The 247-nt window shown below is 67.6% G+C and carries 1 protein-coding gene; it reads left to right on the top strand.

Annotation, left to right across the window (positions count from 1 at the left end; genetic code table 11):
* The coding region (locus AC3XQU_RS24510; protein ID WP_489876713.1) for an AAA family ATPase at positions 1-247 on the top strand (247 nt) is incomplete at both ends.

Below are 247 nucleotides of genomic sequence, written 5' to 3'. Positions count from 1 at the left end.
CTTCGAGGCTGCCGAACGTGGCGGATGCGCCTTGTTCTTCGACGAGGCGGATGCCCTTTTCGGCAAGCGCACAGAGGTCGGCGACGCCCGGGACCGGTACGCGAACCTCGAAACGGCCTACCTCCTCTCCCGGCTCGAGCGGTTTGCCGGAGTGGCGATCCTGGCCACGAATCTGCGGCAGAACCTCGATGCGGCCTTTGCCCGGCGCCTCGACTTCATCGTGCCGTTCGACCCGCCCGACGCCGCA

This window comes from Telluria sp. AZSoR62 (assembly GCF_058111565.1).
Note: the sequence above shows the minus strand (reverse complement) of the source record. Positions and strands in the feature narration are given on the sequence as shown.